Origin of the sequence: Dickeya lacustris (genome assembly GCF_029635795.1) — a bacterium.
GTDB classification, from domain to species: domain Bacteria; phylum Pseudomonadota; class Gammaproteobacteria; order Enterobacterales; family Enterobacteriaceae; genus Dickeya; species Dickeya lacustris.
On sequence record NZ_CP114280.1, the window covers coordinates 628,851 to 647,752 of the forward strand.

Genomic DNA, 18,902 nt, shown 5'->3' on the forward strand with positions numbered 1-18,902 from the left:
GTCAGAATGGTACGCTGTACGTCAGAATAGTACGTTGTACACCAGAATTGTACGTTGTACGCCAGACAAGCCCATGCCAGCGCAGCCTTCGTCACCGGTACGCTGGCAGGCATCCCCCCGGTGCGAACGCGCGATGGCCGGGCGTTTGAGGCCGCCAATCGCACCATCACCGCACAGATCAGGCCGTGGTATCAGGCGTTTATCACCGCCTGAGCCACCTAAGCGGGTTCAGCGGCGTGTGGCCGGAAGGTGCCATGACAAAAGGCTAAACCTTCACCGTCTTCGCACTCAGGCCAACCAAGGCTAACAACGCCGCGACCACTAAAAACGCACTCGACAGGCTACTGTGCTGGGCAATAAACCCAATACTGGCCGGCCCCGCCAGTATTCCGAGATAGCCAAGCGTCGTCACCGCCGGCACCGCAGCGGCCTGCGACATGCTGGTCTGGCGGCCAATGGCGGAAAACATGATAGGCACGATATTCGAACACCCCAGCCCGATCAGCGCATAACCGAGCAACGCGGCCAACCAATACGGCAGCCAGACCACCAGCATTAGCCCCGCCACAGCCAGCGCAGCGCCCAGCATGACCACCGGTTGCGATCCCAGCGTTGTCACCACCCGGTCTCCGGTCAGGCGGCCAAGCGTCATGGCGGCGGCAAAACACGCAAAACCGAGCGCGCCTTGCGCCTGCACCATACTGCGATGCTCAATCAGGAACACCGCGCTCCAGTCCAGTACCGCTCCTTCCGCCAAAAACACGGCAAAACAGATCAGGCCTAATACCAGCACCGCACCGCGAGGAATCGCAAATGACGGGCCCTCCGGCGGATTCGCATAGGTCAGCAGGCCAGACAGGTGTGTCAGCAGCAACATGATGGCCGTGATAACACTCAGCAGGCAGGCGGCTAACGGCGATAACCCCAGCGACATCATGCCGCTCATCGCCCCGGCACCGATGATGCCGCCAATACTGTAAAATCCGTGGAACCCCGACATCATGGCTTTACCGGCCGCCTTTTCCACCAGAATCGCCTGTACGTTCATCGCACAATCGGTCGTACCGACGCCGATGCCAAACATCAGCAATGCCAGCGCCAGCAACGCCGTATTCGGGATAACCGCCAGCCACGGCAGTATCAGGCTAAATAGCAGTATCGCCAGCGCCAGCACCTTGCGACACCCCCATCGCGTGGTCAACACGCCAGTGAGCGGCATCGCCACCAGCGCACCACCACCCAGACACAGCAACAACAGGCCAAGCGTAGCGTCATCAACACCGGTATTTAGCCTGGCGAAGGGCACCAGCGCCGCCCAAACAGCGGTAGCAAACCCGGCTAAAAAAAACATCACGCGCGTCGCGCGTTGTTCGCGTCGCCCCGGCACCTCGCCCACGGCGGTGGAGAAATGCGTTGTGTTCTGCGAATCCGTTAACTGTTGCATAAACAAGACTGTCTCATATGAAAAGAAGGGGTCAATCACCACGGCAGCGCAGGCTGCCTGTCAGGACATCGGCGTTATCCGTTATCCGTTATCCGTTATCCATTAAGCCGTTGCAGCACCGCTTCATGCAGGCGAGGACAGCCGGTTGCCACAATCAGCCTACCGGCCTCCGCGCGCCCGCCCTGTAACGTTGTCACCACGCCACCGGCTTGTTCTACGATAGGAATGAAGGCTGCAATATCATAAGGTTGTAGCGAATACTCCAGACAGATATCAATGTGCCCGGCCGCCAGCATCGCCATTGCATAACACTCGCCGCCGTAACGGGTCATCCGAACGCGGGCCGCCAGTTCCGAGAAATGCACCTGTGGGTGACGGCCAATCGGCTCCGGCGATGTGGTGTGCAAAATCGCCTTATCCAGCGACACCCCTTTGCGGGTTTCGATGCGCTGCTCACCCCGTGGGCCACGATAGTAAGCCTGCGCCCCATCCGCCCAAAACGACTCTCCGGTGAAGGGTTGGCTCATCATGCCCATCACCGCACGGCCTTGATACAGCAGACCAATCAGTGTCCCCCACACCGGCAACCCGCACAGAAATGGCCGGGTGCCATCGACCGGGTCAAGCACCCACTGCATATCGCCGCTGCCGGTTGCGCCAAACTCTTCACCCACAATCGCATGTTCCGGGTAGTGCTCGTTAATCAACGCCCGAATCACCCGCTCCGCTTCCCGGTCGGCATCCGTCACCGGATCGAAACGAAAACCCTCTTTGGGTTTGCTGCCAATATGCAGATCCTGATGCGATCGAAAGCGCGGCAACGTTTGCTCACTGGCGGCAGCCGCCAGGCGATGAAAAAATGCGATATCCGGCAGTTGCTGATTCATGGTCTTCACCTCTTATACTAAATGGCACATCATCGCGCCAAGATTGACAACGTGTCGCGTCAATGATTAAGTCTGCTCGTTTTGCTCGATTAAACTATATATAAGGCTTTATTATGCTCGATTATGCATCTTTTCCTGAGCAGAGACAATCCCTGATCCGGGATAGGTTACGTAAGGAAGGCCGGGTGGTTTGCACCCTGCTGTCACAAGAGTTACAGGTATCGGAACACACCATACGGCGTGATTTGCAGGAGTTGGCGCGGGAAGGCGCGTGCAAGCGTGTCTATGGCGGAGCCGTGAGTCTGGCCCCGGACGGCGGTCATTTTATGACGCGAACCGCTACCGACAACGAAAGCAAAGAAGCGTTAGGTCAGTGCGCTGCGGCCCTGATTCAGGACGGCCAGTGTGTCTTTATCGATTCAGGCTCAACCAATCTGGCGATTGCCAGAGCGATCCCGGCGTCATTATCCGTCACCGTTGTCACCAATTCTCCGGCCATCGCCGTGGAAATGATGAAATCGCCCCATGCTGAGGTGATCATGCTCGGCGGACGGGTGCAGCCGCACATTGGCGGTGCGCTCGGCATCACACCGCAAAAACAGCTGGAGAAGATAGCGTTTGATGTTTGCTTTTTAGGCGGCTGCGCGCTGGATGTCGCGGCAGGGTTAACGGTGTTCGATTACGAAGATGCTGAATTCAAACACATCGCCGCGCGAAAAAGCAGCCATGTGGTCGTGGCGATGACGGCAGATAAACTGCCCGCCGTCGCCCGCTACCATGTTATCCCCTGCGAGGAGATAACCACGCTGGTCGTGGAAAGCGCGATTTCACCGGAAAAACTCGCGCCGTTTATCGACAAAAAAATACCGATACGCATTGCCGACGCAGCCCAGACCACGTGAAAAACACCGCCGTTGGCGTACAGGCAACGGCACAGGATAAGTAAGCTAAACAAGAGGATTTTAAATACAATAATTTGATTTTAAAAAGAATTCTTCTATTTTATCATCAATGCAGACTCGCGATGTCATTTTTACATTGGGCGGTGGATAACAACTTCACCGCGCCCAATCTGGTTTATTCAGGATATGGTCTTGCCAGTCCACCACCTCGCTTTCGCGCACGGCAATGTAACGCACGGAAATCCGCTCCTGGTGCATCGCCGCTTTAGAGCCTGCCAGTAACGGATGCCAAGGGGCCAACCCTTTTCCTTCATGCAGACGCCGGTAGGCACAGCTTTCCGGCAGCCAGTCAAATGACAACAGATTCTCCCGCGTCAGCTTGATGCAATCCGGCTCATATTCGAACCGGTTAGCATAATGACGGCATTGACAGCTTTTAATATTGAGCTGGTTGCAGGCGACATTAGTAAAATAGAGTTCGTCGGTATCCTCATCGATAAGCTTATGCAGGCAGCATCGGCCACAGCCATCGCACAGCGCTTCCCACTCGTCATCCGACATTTGCTCAAGGGTTTTGGTCTGCCAAAAGGGCATTGAATTCATAGAAATTTATTCCGAACATAATATAAGCAGGCAGCGCATCACTGCGGTTGCCTGCATGTTATTGCGACGCAAAGAGACCGATGACCCCGCTTTGCAGGAAACCGCATGCATCACTGCCGTCAGATAACGTGGGTACTCAATGTCGCATTATTAAGGGTGATGGTTAACGCATCCCCCACCGCCAACGGACCAACGCCTTGCGGTGTGCCGGTCAGAATAATATCGCCGGCCCGCAGTGTGAAAAAGCGGCTCATGTAGGCAATCAACGGCAGAATGGGCGTTATCATGTCCTGACTATTGCCAAGCTGACGTACCTCGCCATTAACCGTCAGTCCTAGCGTCGCCTGCTGTGGATCGCCAAATTCCGCTACCGGAATAAATCCCGAAACCGGGCAGGAGCCATCAAACCCCTTAGCCTTTTCCCAGGGCTGCCCGGCCTTTTTAAACCCGGCCTGCAAATCACGCAGTGTCAAATCCAGCGCCACACCATAACCGGCAATGGCGCGCGCCACACGCTCTTCTGTTGCCTGTTTGAGCGGCGTGCCGATTAATACGGCCAACTCCACCTCATGATGGACAGCGCCTAACCCTCTGGGGATGGCCACCGGCTGGCGCAAATCGCACAACGCGGTTTCCGGTTTAATAAAGAGCACCGGTTCAGCCGGTTTGGCACTGCCCATTTCACGGATATGCTCGGAATAATTACTCCCCACACACACCACTTTATTGGCCGGAAAATCCAGCAATGCCCCTTGCCAATCTCTGTGTTGATACATGCCGCGCCTCCTGAGCGATGGTTAGCAAATCATCCCCGCTGCTGCGGGCTCAATGGCTTTATCATACCGACATTGCTACCGGAAAAGTAAGCATGATTGATAAACAAAGCGTTTCTAAAACCCATCACATAATCAACAAAACAATGACACAAAAATCACAACACAGTAAAAATCACCAGAAAATGACGTTTATCGAGAACAGAGGGGTTATTTCTTCCTGCGGGTATAATACCTGTATATAAATCAGTATCTGAATAACATGAATAATCTTAATAGGTCGGCGCGGTTATTTCTGATAAGACTGTATTAAAAAACAGCGGCCAATTTGGGCTGGCCGCACTGGGTATTATCTGAAAGTGATAAAAAGATTATTTTTTTACTGTCGCGCGAAATTCTTCCAATAAGTTTTCTGGCGGTGGCGGTAACTGCAGATAAAAACCCTGTTCAACAAGTGATTGTTTTACCTTGTTAATATCTGCCGAAGCCAATGTCTTGCTGCCATCAAGCGGTAATATCATTACCGGTTGTGGTCGGCCAAAACTTTCCATCAATGCGCCGGGCACACGTGAGAAGTCGTCTTTTTTTTCGACATAAAGATACGTTTGATCGCGTTTAGAACTTCTATAGATCACACAATACATGTTTTTTACTCTGAACAAGGGGGATGGTGTCTTGCCTGTATTTTCATGTGACTATAACATGCTTAAAGCGCTCTGGAATATCATGCCTTAAATGCTACTCTGGGGATTTAAAGATGCTGAAACTGAGTCAGGACTGATGCCACACACGCCAATTGAGTTAAAAGGCAGCAACTTTACCTTATCCGTTGTCCATCTGCATGATGCGCAGCCCGACATCATCCACCAGGCCTTGCAGGAAAAGATAGATCAAGCGCCAGCGTTTTTGAAAAATGCGCCAGTGGTGGTGAATGTCTCGGCGTTGCCTGTCGATGCGGATTGGGCAAAGCTCCAGCAGGCGATTAGCCGCACCGGTTTGCACGTCGTTGGCGTGTGTGGATGTGAGGATGAGCAACTCCGACAGTCCATCGCTGCGGCCGGCCTTCCGCTATTGCGCGAAGGAAAAGACCGGCGGGTTGCCCCCTCACCCGTACCGGTTGCCGCGCCGGTCAAAACCCGGGTCATCAATACGCCGGTGCGCTCCGGGCAACAAATCTATGCGCGTGAGGCCGATTTAATTGTCACCAGCCATGTGAGCGCCGGAGCCGAAGTGATTGCCGATGGCAATATTCATATTTATGGCATGATGCGCGGCCGCGCACTCGCAGGTGTCTCTGGCGATACCACCAGCCAGATTTTTTGCACCCAGTTGGCCGCAGAATTGGTATCGATAGCTGGTCGCTATTGGCTTAGTGACCAGATACCCGAAAATTATTTTGCAAAGGCGGCTCGCCTGAAACTCAGCCTGCCTGACCATGTACTGACTATACAACCTCTAGATTAGGCCCTTGGAAGGAATTATTTATGGCACGCATTATCGTTGTTACTTCAGGTAAAGGGGGCGTTGGCAAGACCACTTCAAGCGCGGCCATTGCTACCGGTTTAGCCCAGCAAGGCAAGAAAACGGTGGTTATCGATTTTGATATCGGCCTGCGTAACCTCGACCTGATCATGGGATGTGAGCGCCGGGTCGTCTACGATTTCGTGAATGTTATCCAGAATGACGCCACCCTTAATCAGGCGCTGATAAAAGACAAACGCACCGAGAACCTCTACATTCTGCCTGCCTCACAAACCCGCGACAAAGACGCGCTCACCCGTGAAGGGGTGGAAAAAGTGCTCAATGAGCTGGCGGACATGGAGTTTGAATTCATCATTTGTGACTCCCCGGCAGGTATTGAAACCGGTGCGCTGATGGCGCTCTACTTTGCGGATGAAGCCGTTATTACCACCAACCCTGAAGTCTCATCCGTGCGCGACTCTGACCGTATCTTAGGCATTCTGTCATCGAAATCTCGCCGTGCCGAGCAAGGACTGGAGCCGATTAAGGAGCATTTGCTGCTCACGCGCTACAACCCGGGACGCGTCAGTCGCGGAGACATGCTGAGTATGGAGGATGTGCTGGAGATATTACGTATTCCCCTGATAGGCGTTATCCCAGAAGATCAATCCGTATTGCGCGCCTCCAACCAGGGCGAACCGGTCATTCTGGATAAAGAGGCTGACGCGGGCAAAGCCTATGCCGATACGGTAGACAGACTGCTTGGCGAAGAGAGACCTTATCGCTTTATCGAGGAAGAGAAAAAAGGCTTCCTGAAACGACTTTTTGGGGGGTAAACCATGGCGTTACTCGATTTCTTTCTATCGCGCAAAAAAACCACGGCCAATATCGCCAAGGAGCGGCTGCAAATTATTGTTGCAGAACGCCGCCGGGGAGACAGCGAGCCTCATTACCTCCCCCAGTTAAAACGCGATATTCTGGATGTTATCTGCAAATATGTGCAAATTGACCCAGAAATGGTGACGGTTCAGCTTGAGCAGAAAGGTGATGATATTTCGGTACTGGAACTCAACGTTACCTTGCCGGAAACGGATGAAACGCCGGCATCGCCCTCACCGCAGGCCAAATAAACCGGCCTGCGGCGCACCGCTTACGCCACGTGCATGAAGTAAAACCGCCCCTGCTATAACGGCAGGGGGCGGTTTACACCATGGTGATTTGCACTACTGTTATTTGTACCATGGTTATTGGTACTACGGTTATTGACACTACAGTGGTTAACAGCCAGTGGCCGAATAATCGGCAAGCGTGGCTCTTATCGCCTCGCCGAACAAGCGCCCGCGCCATCCGGTCAGTAATTCAGGCTCCTGCTCCTGGGGTGAGAGTTTCCAGTGCCAGTTCAGCAGGCGATTGATTTGCCGACGGGAGGCCAGCAATTCAGCGGATAGCCCGCTTTGCTGTGCGCAGAGTTGCACCTGAGCCTTGAGAGCTTTGAAAACGCTCTTATACCCGGGCTGATCAATCAAATTATGCACCACCGGTGGATACGCCGATTCACACAATGTCGCTGTTTCCGCGACTAACGCCAGCAGCGTTTTACCATGGTAGCGAATTTCCGGGCCACTCAGTCCCAGCGCATCCAACTCTGCCAACGAACCAGGCAGATAACGGGCGACCTGCCACAAGTGCTCCTCGCGCACAATGAAGTTCACCGCGCTGTCGCGCTCCCGCGCTTTGCTCAGACGCCAGGCGGCCAATTTTTGCAAACAGGCCAAATGGCGGCCTCGCAGTTGCCAGGCATTACCGATCTCGCGGTAGGCGCACTGAGGCATCAGCACATCTTGCCTGCGCTGGCACAATTGCGCGCACTCATCAAGCGCGGCGTCTTGCCAGCCTGACGCGCTAATTTCCATCATCAAGGTTCTGGCGACCGGCAACAGATAAAACACATCAGCCGCCGCATATTGACACTGCCTCTCCGTGAGTGGGCGCGCCAGCCAGTCGGTACGGGACTCGCTTTTATCAAGCGTTATCTGGCGGTAATCCGCCACCAGCGCAGCAAAACCGTACGAAAGCGGTTTACCGAGGAACGCGGCCAGAATTTGGGTATCGATAAACGGTGCAGGCAGGCAGCCAAACGCCTTCAGGCAGACTTCAAGATCTTCGCTACCGGCATGCAGGAATTTTGTCACCTGAGGGTCTTGCAATAACGCCCGCAGCGGCGTCCAGTCGGTAATGGCTAACGGATCGATTAATGACAGATTTTCACCATCATATAGCTGGATCAAGCCCAGTTGCGGATAGTAGGTTCGGGTACGTACAAATTCGGTATCCAGCGCCACATCAGGCACCGCACGCGCCAGCGCGCAGACTGCCGACAATCCTTCATCGGTAGTAATTAACTGATAATTCAAAACAACCTTCTCTTGGTAATGCCCGGATAGGATACCGGAGCAGAAAATAGGTGCGGAAATCGGCCATACCCCATCGGCGGCGACCGTGATGACACGCAATGCTTATTACAAAAAACGCACTTTATCGCCAACAAAGCGCGCGACACAGTGGCGCACGGCATGCGCCACCATACTCGTCATGTCGATGGCAGGCAACTCTCAAGCCACTGACTGTTCATCCCGTTGCTCATTCCGCTGTTCATTCCGTAGCTCACGACGCAAAATTTTCCCGACATTCGATTTGGGCAACTCATCGCGAAACTCAAACAGGCGCGGGACTTTGTAGCCCGTCAAACTACGGCGACAGTGGCTGATAAGCTCATCTTGCGTTAATGACGGATCGCGGCAAACCACGAAAACCTTCACCGCTTCCCCCGTGAGCGCATTGGGTACGCCAATTGCCGCCGCTTCAGAGACTTTCGGATGGCGCGTCACAACCTCTTCTATCTCATTGGGGTAGACGTTAAACCCCGACACCAGAATCATGTCTTTCTTTCTATCAATTATCTTTAAAAAGCCCTGCGCATCTGCCGTGACAACGTCACCGGTTGCCAGCCACCCCTCTTTGAGTACGTCACAGGTCGCCGTCGGTTGCTGCCAATAACCAGACATCACCTGAGGCCCGCGCACCCAGAGCTCACCGGCCTCACCGGGCGCGACGTCCTGCCCATCATCATTGACGATGCGGACATCCGTTGACGGCACCGGCAAGCCGATACTGCCGCTGTAGCGCTGAAGGTCGTAGGGATTACCGGCCACCAGCGGTGCGCTTTCGGTTAACCCATATCCCTCTAGCAAATGGCGACCGGTCAGCTTTTCCCAACGCTCGGCAACTGCTTGCTGCACCGCTGCGCCACCGCCAACCGATAATGTCAGCGAAGAGAAATCAAGCTGATGAAAGGCCGGATTATTCAATAGCGCATTAAACAGCGTGTTGACACCGGTAATGGCGCTGAACGGATGACGGGCCAGCTCCTTAATCATCCCGGGAATATCGCGCGGGTTGGTGATAAGCAGGTTAGTGCCACCCAGTTCAATAAACAGCAGGCAGTTTACCGTTAACGCAAAGATGTGGTAGAGCGGCAATGCCGTCACGACCCTCTCCTGCCCCTCCTTGAGCACCGGCCCATAGGCGGCTTTGGCCTGCATCAGGTTCGCCTGTAAATTGCGATGTGTCAGCATCGCGCCCTTAGCCACGCCGGTCGTGCCGCCGGTATATTGCAAAAAGGCCAAATCCTGATTATTCATCTGCGGTTTTACGTAGGGCATTTTCTTACCCTGTTGGATAACCTGACGAAAAGAGATGGCATCCGGCAGATAATATTTCGGCACCAGCCGTTTGATGTACTTCACCACAAAGTTCACCAACGTGCCTTTGGCAGCCGTCAGTTGGTCGCCCATGCGCGTGAGAATGACATGTTTAATCGGCGTGTTGTACACCACTTTTTCCAGCGTATGGGCAAAGTTGGAGACAATCACAATCGCGGAGGCTCCGCAGTCTTTTAGCTGATGTTCCAGTTCACGCGGGGTGTACAACGGGTTGACATTCACCACCACCAATCCGGCCCTCAGTACGCCAAACAGCGCTACCGGATACTGCAACAGATTGGGCATCATCAGCGCGACACGTTCGCCTTTTTTCAGCTTCAGTTGGTGTTGCAAATACGCGGCAAAGGCGCGACTACGCGCCTCCAACTGGCGAAACGTCATCGCTTCACCCATGTTGATGAAAGCAGGCCTGTCGGCATAACGTGCGACAGCATGCTCAAACAGCTCGATTAGCGAACTATAGCGATCCGGGTTAATCTCTGCCGGGACATCGGCCGGATAACGTGCTAACCAGATTTTTTCCAAAACGTCACTCCCGAGATATTTTTTAAGTGGCATCATGCATCCCAAATTCGAGTGATTTTTAACAATATTTTAACCCATATCCGTCAGGGCAAAATAAACAATCTCTAGGTTGAGAAGACGATCACTTATTTCTCAATGGTTTCTCACCAGGCCATAGTTCAACACAAAAAATAAGGCGACCGGAGCCGCCTGTGCTTTACCACCGGGTGAATAACACCCGACGGGTTAACCGCCTTACTCTGTCACCACCGACTCGACGCGGGCGGGCGCATACCACTGATCCCATCCCGGCCCCCAGGCATGGTGATAACGCCGATCCCACATGGGGTCATAGGCGCGAGGCGGTAGCATCACCTGCTGAACCACACGCCAGCGTTTGTAGCCGCGCACATCGACCACCACATAACGGTATGGCTTGTCGCCAATGTTACCCTGTTCCGCGCCGGTGATCGGCCCTACCACGGTAATGAGCTGATTTTTGACCTCAACGGGGTCAACAAAGCCATTAATATAGGCGATAAAACGGCCCGGAGAAGGCGCATCCAGCTCGGGCCTGCCGCCATCATCAAGCGGCAGGCTGACGATTTCCAGCCGGGTGCGATTGGCGTCATTACGCACCTCCACCACCCGTCCGCCAAAGCGTGATTCCTGGCCGACGAAAACCTTAGGCTCCGTCATCACCCGGCGCAAATCCATCTGCGGCGTGGCCGACGTACCACGGATTTCATCAGGCAGGCTCACGCACCCCGATAAACCCAACACGCTTAACAACAACGCAGCGTAGGCCGCAACGCTCAGGCTACGCCCCAACCTCTTCTGTGAGAACCTATTCAGCATCATCATCCAGCCTCCGTCTGATTATCGTCGATAGCAGGCGTCCGATACCTTCACCTTGCATCGCAACGGTTTCCCGCAGGCCATGTTGCCGATGGCTTGCCTGCCTCGTCGGTTAGACTGTTTTCAACACCAGAAGTTTTTCAACACGCAACATGACATAGCCGTTTATGACACGCTGCATGACATGGGTACTCATGACTAATAGCCGTTATGCGCGGCCAGGCAACTTTTTCCACGCCACTTCGTTGCGCAAATAGCGCGGTTGCGCCAGCTCGACGCTCACCGCCTCACCGCGCTGCCACTGCTGTAGCGCCAGCGGCAACATATCCTGCGCCTGCGGCAGTAACGCTTGCGTCGGCTGCAATCTCAGCCCCGGATGCGAAATTAAATCCGGGTACGTCTGCCAGCCGGTACCGGCTGTCGCCCAGTCATCGTGTAACGCGCTCGCTTGCGCCTGTAATTGCGCAGGAGACAGCACCGCCTCGCTCGACTCACCCTGCCAGCCAGACGCCGTGTCATACTGATACTGCGCCCAGTACACTTCGCCCATCCGGGCATCAATCGCGGCCAGCACCTGTCTGGCACCGGTCAGGCGATGAGCGCCCTGAGCCAGCGTTGCCAATGTGGAGACGCCAAGCATCGGCAAGGACGCGCCCAGCGCCAGCCCTTGCGCAATACCGATACCGATACGCACGCCGGTAAAGCTGCCGGGGCCGCGCCCAAATGCCAGCGCATCCAGTTGTTTGAGCGTAATGCCGTGCTCAGACAAAACCTGTTGCACCATCGGGAGCACGCGCTGGGTATGCTCGCGCGGGCAAATTTCAAACAGGGAATAGATTTCACCATCATTCCACAGCGCAACCGAACAGGCTTCTGTCGCCGTATCAAGCGCTAAAATTCGCGTAGACATGCCAACCTCAGGCAGGAAAGATTTCAACGGCGCGCATGATAACAGCACGCGCCGGTAAGCGTCACGGCTTGTGCATGAGAAAATCCATTGCCCGTTGCAAATCGCGGGTACGCGGCGCAGGCGGCAGGCTGTTAAGAAACACTTCGCCATAAGGACGGCTGACTAACCGGTCATCACAAATGACCAGAACGCCCCGGTCTGTTACATCGCGAATTAACCGCCCGACGCCTTGCTTTAAGGTAATCACCGCATCCGGCAATTGCACATCGTCAAACGGGTCATTGCCGCGCAAACGGCAATCCTCCATGCGCGCCTTGAGTAACGGGTCATCTGGCGAGGTAAACGGCAATTTATCGATTATCACGCATGAAAGCGCGTCACCTCGCACATCCACCCCTTCCCAAAAACTGCCGGTAGCCACCAGCAAGGCATTGCCGGCAGATAAAAATTGAGCCAGTAACTGCGGTTTGCCGGTCTCCCCTTGCACCAGCACCGGTAGCGTCAATTGCGCACGGAACTCGGCGGCCAGCTCGCGCATCATTTGATGTGAGGTACACAACATAAAACAGCGCCCCCGGTTAGCCTCTATCAGCGGGCGCAGCAGCGTCACCAGTTTACCGGCCGCATCCGGGCGAAGATATTGCGGTAAATGACGCGGCACGCACAGCAAGGCCTGACGAGCGTAATCAAACGGGCTCGGCAACAGCAACGTCTCGGCCTGTTCAAGGCCAAGGCGCTCGGTAAAATGGGTCAGGTTGTCATTAACCGACAGCGTAGCGGAGGTGAAAATCCAGCAAGCCGGTTTATCTTTCATCACCTCACGAAACTTATCTGCGACGGACAGTGGCGTCAGCGCCAGCACGAAGTGGCGGGCATTGCACTCGTACCAATAGCTGTAACCCGGTTGCTCCACCTCACGCAGACGCTTTAGCCGGGCACGGTAGACGCTGGCGCGCTCAAAAGCGGCATCCAGCAATGCCGAACGCCCAAGTGAAAGTTTGGCCACGTCAACGCACAGCTCCAGCGCATCATCCAGGAGCGTCAGCGCGCGCTGCAATCCGCTCTCGGTTATTACCTCGCGAAGATTACCGCGAAAGCCCGGGTCGCCCAGCGCCAGACGAAAATCCTGGGTACTCTGGCTCAAACGGTCGGCGCTTTTCTGCAACTGACTGGCGTCACGAATCTCGGTGCGATAGGCAATAACGATATCTTTTGCCAAGTCCAGCAACTGGCGGCTGGTAAGCTGCTGGCCAAAATACTGGCTGGCGATGTCCGGTATCTGGTGGGCTTCGTCAAAAATCACCACCTCGCTATCGGGGATCAGTTCAGCAAACCCGCTCTCTTTGACCACCATATCCGCCAGATAGAGGTGGTGGTTAACCACGACAACATCCGCATCCAGCGCGCGGCGGCGCGCCTTAACCACAAAGCACTCTTTGTAATTCGGGCAATCGCTGCCAAGACAATTGTCATTGGTGCTGGTCACCAGCGGCCAGACGGCGCTGTCTTCCGCCACTTCGCCACACTGACTGATATCGCCCTCGTCGGTGTGCCCCGACCAGCTTCGTAAGCGCACCAATTCACGCAGCAACTCCGGCCCCAATGCGCCGCCTGCCAGTGACTGCTGCTCCAGCCGTTCAATACACAAATAATTGGCGCGCCCTTTTAACAGCGCCAGCTTGCCAGCGAAACCCAGCGCCTGCGCCACCATCGGCAAATCGCGGCTGTAGAGCTGATCTTGTAACGCTCGCGAGCCGGTAGAAATGATCACTTTCTTACCCGAGCGCAGCGCTGGCGCCAGATACGCATACGTTTTTCCCGTACCCGTACCGGCTTCCACCACCAATGGCCGACGGGCGTGAATAGCCGCGACCACGGCTTTTGCCATCTGTCGCTGCGGCTCTCGAGGCTGGAAACCGGCTATCGCCTGTGCCAGAGCGCCCTCATTCGCGAAATCATCGTTTAAACACTCTGCTGTCACAGCGCCTCTCTTCTCCGGCGGTTCTGAGCCTGATGCTGGTGGAATATCCAGTGGCGGATTATGCCAAGTTGCCGTCACAGACTCCACCTTGCATCACCCCACGCATCGATTTTTCCCCGTTCACGCGACGATCATCTGCGGTTGCAAATATGCTAGTCTGCGTGCTTTTAGCCGCAAACAAGAGAGATGGTATGTCTATCACCCGGATTAATCCTGATGCACGTTGGTCTGATGCCGTTATCTACAACAACACGCTCTATTACACCAGCGTGCCGGAAAACCTCGACGACAATGCCCGCGCGCAAACAGAAAACGCGCTGGCCTCGCTGGATGCCATTCTGCATCAAGCCGGTTCTGATAAAAGCCGCCTGCTGGATGTAACGATTTTTCTGGCGGACAAAGCCGACTTTGCCGAGATGAACGCAGCCTGGGATGCCTGGGTTGTCGCGGGCAGCGCTCCCGTGCGTTGCACGGTTGAAGCTCAACTGATGAACGCCAAATTTAAGGTAGAAATCAAAGCTATCGCCGCCGTTGGTTAATGCAGCACGCCCTCACGCCATAGCGCCTGGCCTATGGCGCGGGGGATATCAACGTGAAGAGCATTGACATGAAAAACATCGACGCGAAGAGCATCGATGTGAGGAGCCTCCAGAAGGTGAAGAAGATTAATTACCGTCGCCCTCGCTGTCGTCGTCTTCAAAGCGCGCCACCACCTGCGCACCCTGATGGTTTTCACGCAGCGCTTGCGCCACTTGTGCTATCGCCTCGCCGCTGCTCATGCCCTGAGCCATAAGCTGCTGTATTTTCTCCACGGCCTGCTGCTGCTGTTCATGTGTCAGTGCCGGAATACCTGCAAACATGCGTTAATCTCCTGAGAATGTTATACCGGAGCGCGCCCACACGGTTTGTGGTACGCTTGCCATCGCTATTATTGATGCCGCCGGTTCAGCATTCAGCTGCCGGTAGACCACCGTTGAGAAACCGTACTCGTACCGCTATGCCAACATCGCCAGTCTATCATGCACTGCCTTATCAGCCCGATGCCCTGTTACAGTTTTTTGGCGCGCTGTCGCACCGGCCCTGGGCCATGTTGCTGCACTCAGGCTTTGCCGACCATCCCCATAACCGTTTTGATATTCTGGTGGCGCAGCCGCGCGTAACCCTGCAAACCGTCGGGGACATCACTACGCTTGCCGATGGTGAAGGCGGCGTACTCGACACCTCATCGTGCGATCCTTTTTCACTGCTACAACAACAGCTTGATGCATTAAAGCTGCGGGTTGAACCACACCCTGACTATCCGTTTCAGGGGGGGGCGCTCGGGTTATTTGGTTACGATTTAGGCCGCCGGGTAGAACAGTTACCGACCCTTGCCGAGCGGGATATTACCCAACCGGATATGGCGGTCGGCCTGTATGACTGGGCGTTAATTGCCGATCATCAGCGCCAACGCCTGACGCTGGTGGCCCACGGTGACGCGCCCGCTCGCCTGGCCTGGTTAATGGCCCAAACCGCACCGCCTGCACACCCTTTTGCGCTCACCGGGGACTGGCACGCGAATATGAGCCGCGAGCAATATGGTGAGAAATTCCGCCAAATTCAGCGCTATTTGCGCGCTGGCGACTGCTACCAGATAAACCTCACGCAGCGTTTTCAGGCCCCCTATCAGGGTGATGAGTGGCAGGCCTTTTTGCATCTTTCACGCGGCAATCGCGCCCCCTTCTCCGCCTTTCTGCGTTTGCCCCAAGGGGCAATACTGAGCGTGTCACCAGAGCGTTTTTTGTGGCTGCATGACCACCACATCCAAACCCGCCCCATCAAAGGTACACTACCCCGTTTGCCACAGGCCGACGACGATGCCCGTCAGGCAGCGAAGCTGGCCGCTTCCGCCAAAGACCAGGCGGAAAACCTGATGATTGTTGACCTGCTTCGTAACGACATTGGCCGGGTGGCAGAGCCGGGCAGCGTTAGTGTGCCGGAGTTATTTGTCGTCGAACCGTTCCCGGCAGTACACCATTTGGTCAGTACCATTGAGGCACGCTTGCCCGCACATCTGCATGCTACCGATTTACTACGCGCCTGCTTTCCGGGCGGTTCAATTACCGGCGCGCCCAAAGTCAGAGCAATGGAGATTATCGAAGAGCTCGAGCCGCACCGACGTAACGCCTACTGTGGCAGTATCGGTTACATCAGCCTGTGCGGTACGATGGACACCAACATTACTATCCGCACGCTTATTGCCGCCAACGGCGTTCTTTCGTGCTGGGCTGGTGGCGGAATTGTGGCCGACAGCAAGGAACAGGCAGAATATCAGGAAACATTCGACAAGCTTGGCCGCATCCTGCCGTTATTAACAGTATCGCCAATACAATAAGCAGGTAGCTCAGTATGCCCGATGCCAGACGATTACTCGCCCATCACCCGGTTTATTCGCCCCACCGCTATAATCTGGAGGCGTTTATTACCCGCTTTCAGCTGCAAACGGCACCGTTTGGGCCAACGACGCAGCATGTTCGCGAGGCGGCGGTTCTGGTGCCGGTTATTCGTCGTGCCGACCCTTGCCTGCTGCTCACAAGGCGTTCAGCGCGACTTCGCAAACACGCCGGTCAGGTTGCCTTTCCCGGTGGCGCGGCTGACCCGCAAGACGGCTCGCTCATCGCCACCGCGCTGCGTGAAGCCCATGAAGAGGTGGACATTCCTCCTGAGTCCGTCGATATTCTCGGCACCCTGCCCGCGTTTGACAGCACCAGCGGTTATCGCGTTACACCGGTGGTGGGCCTGCTGCCAGATACCGTGCGTTTTCGCCCAAACGCCGATGAAGTGGCGGAGCTGTTTGAAATGCCGTTACGCGAAGCATTCACACTACAGCGCTACCATGCGCTGGATATCAAACGTCATCAGCGCACCCATCGTGTTTATCTATCCTGGTATCAACAACAGTTCGTGTGGGGGTTAACCGCAGCAATCATTCGACAATTGGCATTACAGGTTGCGGAGCCACTCAATACACCGGCGCTGCCATAAGTTATTTTTTGCTACAACATAACTTTATTTCATGTGAAAAGGCGAATGTCGTAGCACACTCTTCACTACAATAGCGCAGACAGAGATTTTTATTCTGGAATACGCGTTTATTCTGGAATAACGCCGGTAAGTCGCCCCTGAGTTGCTTCTTCATCAGCCTCGGGGAGCAGATAGGGACATCCGGCGACACAGGCGCTGTTGCCGTCTCTTACATTATCTGTTTTTTACATTATCTGTTTCTTATATTCAGTGTTATACCCACCAACAGGCCATCCCTGAAAGGAGTATCCAGCGTGATAAGCGTATTCGACATGTTTAAAATCGGTATTGGCCCCTCCAGCTCTCATACGGTCGGACCGATGAAAGCCGGTAAGCAATTTGTCGATGAACTGCAACAGCAGGGGCTACTGGCCCGTACAGAGCGCCTTATGGTGGAGGTCTATGGCTCGCTGGCGCTGACGGGTAAAGGCCACCATACCGATATCGCAATTATTCTTGGTCTTGCAGGCAATCAGCCGGATACCGTAGACATCGATGCCATCCCCGCCTTTATCCGCGACGTGGAGACGAACGAGCGCCTGCGGCTGGCGGGCAGCCACGAGGTGGCGTTCCCCCGTGAAGGCGGCATGATTTTTCGTGCCGAGAACCTGCCATTGCATGAAAACGGCATGACGCTGACCGCCTTTGCCGGCGATTTACCGCTATACCGCCAAACCTATTACTCGATTGGCGGCGGTTTTATTGTGGCGGAACCACATTTCGGTCAACAGCCAAGTGCCACGTGCGTAGTCCCGTACCCTTACCGTTCGGCACAGGAGATTCTCGGCCATTGTCAACAGAGCGGTCTGTCCATTTCAGGCATGATGATGCGTAATGAACTGGCGCTGCATAGCCGCGACGAGATAGAGGACTATTTTGCCGCCGTCTGGCACACCATGCGTACCTGTATGGAGAGAGGCATGAATACCGAGGGGGTATTGCCGGGGCCGCTGCGGGTTCCGCGTCGCGCAGCGGCGCTGCGGCGTATGCTGGTGTCGTCAGATAAATTATCCAATGACCCGATGAACGTCGTGGATTGGGTAAATATGTTTGCTCTGGCGGTCAATGAAGAGAATGCCGCCGGTGGCCGCGTCGTCACCGCGCCAACCAATGGCGCATGTGGGATTGTACCGGCCGTGCTGGCCTACTATGACCATTTTATCGAACCGGTCGGGCCCGGTATTTACCTGCGTTATTTCATGGCCGCCGGCGCGATTGGATCGCTGTATAAAATGAATGCGTCTATCTCTGGTGCTGAAGTCGGCTGTCAGGGGGAAGTCGGCGTAGCCTGCTCAATGGCCGCCGCTGGCCTTGCCGAACTGCTCGGCGCCAGCCCGGAACAGGTGTGCGTCGCGGCAGAAATCGGCATGGAGCACAATCTGGGGCTCACCTGTGACCCGGTCGCCGGTCAGGTTCAGGTTCCTTGCATCGAACGCAATGCGATAGCCGCTGTAAAAGCCATCAACGCCACGCGTATGGCGGTTCGCCGCACCACGGAAGCACGGGTGTCTCTCGATAAAGTGATCGAAACCATGTATGAGACCGGTAAAGACATGAATGCCAAATACCGGGAAACATCGCGGGGAGGACTGGCCATTAAAGTGCAGTGTGACTAAGGCGAAAACGCCCCTCAGCTAACGACAGAACGCCTGATACGTGCAGCCCGACTGCGTTTATCAGGCGTTTTTTTGCGCCCCAAAGGCTGGCGCATGCCAAGACAACGTGCTGATTATT

General features: G+C 55.1%; 20 protein-coding genes. 9 read left to right on the forward strand and 11 right to left on the reverse strand.

Translation table 11 applies throughout. The features are described from left to right. The first annotated feature begins 54 nt into the window (after positions 1–54). Positions 55–213, forward strand: a complete 159-nt coding sequence (locus O1Q98_RS02815; protein ID WP_240632748.1) for a hypothetical protein — start codon at positions 55–57, stop codon at positions 211–213. Positions 214–265: 52 nt separating this feature from the next. Here the strand turns inward: O1Q98_RS02815 and O1Q98_RS02820 are convergent, their stop codons facing one another. Together O1Q98_RS02820 and hisN are read right to left on the reverse strand one after the other, a co-directional pair. Next, entirely contained in the window at positions 266–1,444 is a 1,179-nt protein-coding gene (locus tag O1Q98_RS02820; RefSeq protein WP_125259321.1) for an MFS transporter, read from the reverse strand. A gap of 95 nt (positions 1,445–1,539) precedes the next feature. After that, positions 1,540–2,331 (reverse strand): histidinol-phosphatase, encoded by a 792-nt coding sequence (hisN, locus tag O1Q98_RS02825; RefSeq protein ID WP_125259320.1) that lies wholly within the window; start codon positions 2,329–2,331, stop codon positions 1,540–1,542. Between the two features lie 113 nt (positions 2,332–2,444). Between hisN and O1Q98_RS02830 the strand changes: the two genes are divergently transcribed. Beyond that, positions 2,445–3,233, forward strand: coding sequence for a DeoR/GlpR family DNA-binding transcription regulator (locus O1Q98_RS02830; protein ID WP_125259319.1), 789 nt, complete (start codon positions 2,445–2,447; stop codon positions 3,231–3,233). 156 nt (positions 3,234–3,389) lie between these two features. Here O1Q98_RS02830 and O1Q98_RS02835 read toward each other — a convergent pair whose 3' ends face one another. From O1Q98_RS02835 to O1Q98_RS02845, 3 genes are all read right to left on the reverse strand, one after another. Next, positions 3,390–3,836 (reverse strand): YcgN family cysteine cluster protein, encoded by a 447-nt coding sequence (locus O1Q98_RS02835; protein ID WP_125259318.1) that lies wholly within the window; start codon positions 3,834–3,836, stop codon positions 3,390–3,392. A gap of 119 nt (positions 3,837–3,955) precedes the next feature. Further along, complete coding sequence (locus O1Q98_RS02840; protein WP_125259317.1) at positions 3,956–4,612, reverse strand: fumarylacetoacetate hydrolase family protein; 657 nt, start codon at positions 4,610–4,612, stop codon at positions 3,956–3,958. 368 nt (positions 4,613–4,980) lie between these two features. After that, positions 4,981–5,253 carry a YcgL domain-containing protein gene (locus O1Q98_RS02845; RefSeq protein ID WP_125259316.1) on the reverse strand — a complete coding sequence of 91 codons (273 nt, stop codon included), beginning with the start codon at positions 5,251–5,253 and terminating at the stop codon, positions 4,981–4,983. 136 nt (positions 5,254–5,389) lie between these two features. On the opposite strand from O1Q98_RS02845, the gene minC reads away from it, so the two are divergent. Genes minC through minE form a run of 3 tightly spaced genes read left to right on the forward strand, consistent with a single transcriptional unit; the run spans position 5,390 to position 7,200 of the window. Further along, positions 5,390–6,073, forward strand: coding sequence for a septum site-determining protein MinC (minC, locus tag O1Q98_RS02850; RefSeq protein WP_125259315.1), 684 nt, complete (start codon positions 5,390–5,392; stop codon positions 6,071–6,073). Between the two features lie 20 nt (positions 6,074–6,093). Beyond that, positions 6,094–6,906 (forward strand): septum site-determining protein MinD, encoded by an 813-nt coding sequence (minD, locus tag O1Q98_RS02855; RefSeq protein ID WP_125259314.1) that lies wholly within the window; start codon positions 6,094–6,096, stop codon positions 6,904–6,906. Between the two features lie 3 nt (positions 6,907–6,909). Then, positions 6,910–7,200 (forward strand): cell division topological specificity factor MinE, encoded by a 291-nt coding sequence (minE, locus tag O1Q98_RS02860; RefSeq protein WP_125259313.1) that lies wholly within the window; start codon positions 6,910–6,912, stop codon positions 7,198–7,200. Between the two features lie 147 nt (positions 7,201–7,347). On the opposite strand, the gene rnd is transcribed toward minE, so the two are convergent. The 5 genes from rnd to yoaA all read right to left on the reverse strand — a co-directional run bounded on the left by rnd (position 7,348) and on the right by yoaA (position 14,105). Beyond that, a complete protein-coding gene (rnd, locus tag O1Q98_RS02865) occupies positions 7,348–8,484 on the reverse strand; it encodes a ribonuclease D (RefSeq protein WP_125259312.1) in 1,137 nt (378 codons plus the stop codon). Positions 8,485–8,682: 198 nt separating this feature from the next. After that, the gene (gene fadD / locus O1Q98_RS02870) at positions 8,683–10,377 is read right to left on the reverse strand and encodes a long-chain-fatty-acid--CoA ligase FadD (protein WP_125259311.1); all 1,695 of its coding nucleotides are present in this window, start codon (positions 10,375–10,377) and stop codon (positions 8,683–8,685) included. Between the two features lie 234 nt (positions 10,378–10,611). After that, a complete protein-coding gene (locus tag O1Q98_RS02875; protein WP_125259352.1) occupies positions 10,612–11,217 on the reverse strand; it encodes a Slp family lipoprotein in 606 nt (201 codons plus the stop codon). Between the two features lie 205 nt (positions 11,218–11,422). Beyond that, entirely contained in the window at positions 11,423–12,124 is a 702-nt protein-coding gene (tsaB, locus tag O1Q98_RS02880) for a tRNA (adenosine(37)-N6)-threonylcarbamoyltransferase complex dimerization subunit type 1 TsaB (RefSeq protein WP_125259310.1), read from the reverse strand. Between the two features lie 61 nt (positions 12,125–12,185). After that, the gene (gene yoaA / locus O1Q98_RS02885; protein WP_125259309.1) at positions 12,186–14,105 is read right to left on the reverse strand and encodes a DNA repair helicase YoaA; all 1,920 of its coding nucleotides are present in this window, start codon (positions 14,103–14,105) and stop codon (positions 12,186–12,188) included. A gap of 191 nt (positions 14,106–14,296) precedes the next feature. Between yoaA and O1Q98_RS02890 the strand changes: the two genes are divergently transcribed. Then, on the forward strand, positions 14,297–14,644 hold the full coding sequence (locus O1Q98_RS02890) for a RidA family protein (RefSeq protein WP_125259308.1): 348 nt from the start codon (positions 14,297–14,299) through the stop codon (positions 14,642–14,644). Between the two features lie 126 nt (positions 14,645–14,770). Here O1Q98_RS02890 and O1Q98_RS02895 read toward each other — a convergent pair whose 3' ends face one another. Then, positions 14,771–14,965 carry a YoaH family protein gene (locus O1Q98_RS02895; RefSeq protein ID WP_125259307.1) on the reverse strand — a complete coding sequence of 65 codons (195 nt, stop codon included), beginning with the start codon at positions 14,963–14,965 and terminating at the stop codon, positions 14,771–14,773. Between the two features lie 137 nt (positions 14,966–15,102). Here O1Q98_RS02895 and pabB point away from each other — a divergent pair, with 137 nt between their 5' ends. The 3 genes from pabB to O1Q98_RS02910 all read left to right on the forward strand — a co-directional run bounded on the left by pabB (position 15,103) and on the right by O1Q98_RS02910 (position 18,784). After that, complete coding sequence (pabB, locus tag O1Q98_RS02900; RefSeq protein WP_125259351.1) at positions 15,103–16,479, forward strand: aminodeoxychorismate synthase component 1; 1,377 nt, start codon at positions 15,103–15,105, stop codon at positions 16,477–16,479. Positions 16,480–16,493: 14 nt separating this feature from the next. Beyond that, positions 16,494–17,129 (forward strand): CoA pyrophosphatase, encoded by a 636-nt coding sequence (locus tag O1Q98_RS02905; RefSeq protein WP_125259306.1) that lies wholly within the window; start codon positions 16,494–16,496, stop codon positions 17,127–17,129. Between the two features lie 293 nt (positions 17,130–17,422). After that, complete coding sequence (locus O1Q98_RS02910; protein ID WP_125259305.1) at positions 17,423–18,784, forward strand: L-serine ammonia-lyase; 1,362 nt, start codon at positions 17,423–17,425, stop codon at positions 18,782–18,784. Positions 18,785–18,902: the final 118 nt, after the last annotated feature.

What these genes read in the sequence shown, in the direction of transcription:
- O1Q98_RS02820 (WP_125259321.1), bottom strand. Translation starts at nt 1,444, where the DNA reads ATGCAACAGTTAACGGATTCGCAGAACACAACGCATTTCTCCACCGCC.
- hisN (WP_125259320.1), bottom strand. Translation starts at nt 2,331, where the DNA reads ATGAATCAGCAACTGCCGGATATCGCATTTTTTCATCGCCTGGCGGCT.
- O1Q98_RS02830 (WP_125259319.1), top strand. Translation starts at nt 2,445, where the DNA reads ATGCTCGATTATGCATCTTTTCCTGAGCAGAGACAATCCCTGATCCGG.
- O1Q98_RS02835 (WP_125259318.1), bottom strand. Translation starts at nt 3,836, where the DNA reads ATGAATTCAATGCCCTTTTGGCAGACCAAAACCCTTGAGCAAATGTCG.
- O1Q98_RS02840 (WP_125259317.1), bottom strand. Translation starts at nt 4,612, where the DNA reads ATGTATCAACACAGAGATTGGCAAGGGGCATTGCTGGATTTTCCGGCC.
- O1Q98_RS02845 (WP_125259316.1), bottom strand. Translation starts at nt 5,253, where the DNA reads ATGTATTGTGTGATCTATAGAAGTTCTAAACGCGATCAAACGTATCTT.
- minC (WP_125259315.1), top strand. Translation starts at nt 5,390, where the DNA reads ATGCCACACACGCCAATTGAGTTAAAAGGCAGCAACTTTACCTTATCC.
- minD (WP_125259314.1), top strand. Translation starts at nt 6,094, where the DNA reads ATGGCACGCATTATCGTTGTTACTTCAGGTAAAGGGGGCGTTGGCAAG.
- minE (WP_125259313.1), top strand. Translation starts at nt 6,910, where the DNA reads ATGGCGTTACTCGATTTCTTTCTATCGCGCAAAAAAACCACGGCCAAT.
- O1Q98_RS02875 (WP_125259352.1), bottom strand. Translation starts at nt 11,217, where the DNA reads ATGATGCTGAATAGGTTCTCACAGAAGAGGTTGGGGCGTAGCCTGAGC.
- tsaB (WP_125259310.1), bottom strand. Translation starts at nt 12,124, where the DNA reads ATGTCTACGCGAATTTTAGCGCTTGATACGGCGACAGAAGCCTGTTCG.
- O1Q98_RS02890 (WP_125259308.1), top strand. Translation starts at nt 14,297, where the DNA reads ATGTCTATCACCCGGATTAATCCTGATGCACGTTGGTCTGATGCCGTT.
- O1Q98_RS02895 (WP_125259307.1), bottom strand. Translation starts at nt 14,965, where the DNA reads ATGTTTGCAGGTATTCCGGCACTGACACATGAACAGCAGCAGCAGGCC.
- pabB (WP_125259351.1), top strand. Translation starts at nt 15,103, where the DNA reads ATGCCAACATCGCCAGTCTATCATGCACTGCCTTATCAGCCCGATGCC.
- O1Q98_RS02905 (WP_125259306.1), top strand. Translation starts at nt 16,494, where the DNA reads ATGCCCGATGCCAGACGATTACTCGCCCATCACCCGGTTTATTCGCCC.